Consider the following 3,099-nt stretch of genomic DNA (forward strand, 5'->3'; position numbering starts at 1 on the left):
TGCCCACGCATTGCCCGCTGTGCTTCGGCGCGCTGGAGCCGTTGCCCGGCGCGGGCGGCTATGCGCGGCACCGCAGCGCGCGGTGCTCCGCGCAGTGCGTGCTCACGACGCGCCAGTATCAGCCGGAGGAACTGACGATTCGCGGCTCGCGCGACGTGCAGGTCGCCGCTCGGCATCGCGAACGCTTCGTGGCGCACTGGGCGCGCCATTACATGCTGATGCGGCGCGCGTGGCCCGCGCTCACGATCGCCCGTTTCATCGCGGTGATCTCCTGTGTCGACGTCGCGGATCTCTGGTCGTACCGGATGTTGCGCGACGACGATCTGGCAGCCGTGCTGCTCGTGCTGGCCGGCTTCCTGCGCGTGCCGGACGCGTTGGACACCGACGCGCCGAGTACCGACACGCGCGCGCCGACGGTGCGCTGGGTGCGATTCTGGTTCGACGCGAGCGTGCGCGACGTCGGCGATCTGTGGACGGCGGGTGGTAGTGCGCCGCCGCTGTTTCGCGTCGACTATCGCGAACCGCTCGTCACGCCGTATCCGACCGGCGCGCAGGTGCAGGCGTGGCAGCCGGTCGACGGCATGCGCGACGCGTGGGCGCAACAGGTCGATGCACCGGAGCCTGCCGTAGACGAAGCCGATCGCGCAGCGTTCGCGCGTTTCCTGGCGCGTGCGTCGGCGCCGGGCACGAATCCGTGACGGCAGCCGTGAGGGCGCAATGGAGCCATTTCTGAAGGAGGCGCGGATGAAGATGCGACGAAGCGGCATCGCGACGATCGTCTGCCTGCTGCTGACAGCCGGCGTACACGCGCAGGGCGGCCGCGCGGCGGCAAGTGCGGCCGCTCCCGCGCCGGCCAGCCCGGGTTCCGCCGCGAAGCCGGTGTGCGTCGATGCGGAAGTCGACGGCAAGCGTGCGCTGTCGTACGACTGCCTCAGCCAGCAACTGAAGCCGAAGGCCGACCCGCAGGCGGGCGCGTCGCAAACGGATTCGGAGCGGCTGTCGAAGCAGCCGTCGAACCGTCTCGGCACGTTCAACCTGTCGACCGAGCGAAACCGTTTCGGCTCGAACTGGGGCCGGTCGACGACGCCGCAGCGGCCCGATGTGCCGGTCGCGGTGCCGCCGAAGTAATGCAGGCGGCCGAGCGCGACGCGCAGGTCTCGATGAGCCGGCGGCGTTCCGGCGCGAACCGACGAGGAACAGCGACATGAAAGCGGGCACGCACACGAACCTGGCGGCGGCGCTGCGAGTGATGGCCGGCGGGCTGGCGTTGGCCGGTGCGTGCGCATGCGGTTGTTCGACGGCAACGGCTGCCGAGCGGCCCGCGCAGCCGGGCGCCGCATCGCCAACGCCGACGCCGACGCCGACCGTCGCACTGCCGAATTTTGCCGCGCTGGTCCGGCGCGTCGGCCCGGCCGTCGTCAACATCAGCGTCACGCGCGAAGTCACGCAGATGGGCATCCAGTTGCCGCCGGGCATCGCGCCCGATCATCCGCTCGCGCCGTTCCTGGCGCGGCGCGTGATCGGCAACCGCGAGGAGGTGAGCCTCGGTTCCGGCTTCATCGTCAGCGAGGACGGCGTGATCCTGACCAACCGGCACGTAGTCGGCGACGCCGTTGCGATCGACGTGAAGCTGACCGACAAGCGGCAGTTCAAGGGGCGCGTGATCGGCAGCGATCCCGTCTCCGACGTCGCGGTGATCCGCATCGACGCGCACAACCTGCCGGTCGTCGCGACCGGCGACCCAGCGCGCACCGAAGTGGGCGACTGGGTGATGGCGATCGGTTCGCCGTACGGGTTCGCGAACACGGTCACGCAGGGCATCGTCAGCGCGAAATCGCGCTCGTTGCCCGGCGAGCGCGCGATTCCGTTCATCCAGACCGACGTGCCGATCAACCCCGGCAATTCGGGCGGCCCGCTGTTCGATCTCGGCGGCCGCGTGATCGCGATCAACTCGATGATCTTCTCGAAGACGGGCGGCTATCAGGGGCTCGCGTTCGCGATCCCGATCGACATCGCGCTCGACGTGAAGGACCAGTTGCTGCGGACCGGCAAGGTCACGCGCGGCCGGCTCGGCGTGGCCGTCCAGGAAGTGAGCCAGGCGCTGGCGCGTTCGTTCGGCCTCGCCAGCCCCGACGGCGCGCTGATCACCATGGTCGAGCCGGATGGCCCGGCCGCGCACGCGGGCCTGCAGCCGGGCGACGTCGTGCTCGCGGTCGACGGCAAGTCGGTCGCCGAATCGTCGGACCTGCTCGGCACCGTTGCGGGCATGCGTGCCGGCCGGCAAGCCGACCTGCTCGTATGGCGCGCCGGACGGGCGATGCACATGAGCGCGACGGTTGGCGCATTCGACAGCGGCACGGCGGCGGCGAGCGGCGAGCAAGGGCCCGCGCGGTTCGGGCTCGCGTTGCGCGCGGCGACGGAGCAGGAGCGCCAGCGGCTCGGCGTCGGGCAGGCACTCGTCGTCGAGCAGGCGAGCGGCCAGGCTGCGCGCGCGGGGTTGCAGCCCGGCGATGTCGTGCTGTCGGTCAACGGCACGCCGGTCGCGAACATCGGTGCGCTGATGACCGAGATCGACGCCGCGCACGGCAACGTCGCGCTGCTCGTCCAGCGCGGCGGTACTCGGCTGTATGTGCCGATCGAGATCGGTTGAAGGGTGCAGGGCGCAGGGCGGGCGCGCGACGCGACGCAGCACGACGGCGCATCGTCGAAACAGGAGGCGGGATGAAGCGAATGCAGCAGTGGGGCGTATCCGGAGGGTGGCGGGCGATCTTCGTCGCGTGGGCGCTGGCCGTAGGCGCCGTGCCGGCGGCCGTTGCACAGACGGCCGACGTGCCGCCAACGTGGATCCGCTACGGACAGCTCGCCGGGCAGCAGTTCCAGACCTGGCTCGAAGCCGACGGCGACGCGGCCGATCGTCTGCACCGCTATCTCGAGGCGCGCGTGCTGAATGCGAGCGCCGCCGCGCCGCCGCCCGCGATCGTCGTGCGTGCGTGGATCGGCACGAACGGCGCCGTCACGCGCGTCGAATTCGCGTCGCTCGGCGACACCGACGCGGATGCGACGCTGCGGCAACTGCTCACGGCCGGCCCGCTGGCGGAG

Annotated in this window: 4 protein-coding genes; all 4 read left to right on the plus strand. The window is 71.2% G+C overall.

Translation table 11 applies throughout. From position 1 onward, the window contains the following. A partial coding sequence (locus G3O00_RS40990) for a hypothetical protein (RefSeq protein ID WP_206146407.1) occupies window positions 1-698 on the plus strand: 698 nt, incomplete at its 5' end. Between the two features lie 46 nt (window positions 699-744). Beyond that, window positions 745-1,128 (plus strand): hypothetical protein, encoded by a 384-nt coding sequence (locus G3O00_RS40995; RefSeq protein WP_174935719.1) that lies wholly within the window; start codon window positions 745-747, stop codon window positions 1,126-1,128. Between the two features lie 76 nt (window positions 1,129-1,204). Next, window positions 1,205-2,650, plus strand: coding sequence for a Do family serine endopeptidase (locus G3O00_RS41000; RefSeq protein WP_206146408.1), 1,446 nt, complete (start codon window positions 1,205-1,207; stop codon window positions 2,648-2,650). Window positions 2,651-2,721: 71 nt separating this feature from the next. Next, the coding region (locus tag G3O00_RS41005; RefSeq protein WP_206146409.1) for a YbaB/EbfC family DNA-binding protein at window positions 2,722-3,099 on the plus strand (378 nt) is incomplete at its 3' end.

It is taken from the genome of Burkholderia sp. Ac-20384, from assembly GCF_017104605.1.
Classification (GTDB): Bacteria; Pseudomonadota; Gammaproteobacteria; order Burkholderiales; family Burkholderiaceae; genus Burkholderia; species Burkholderia lata.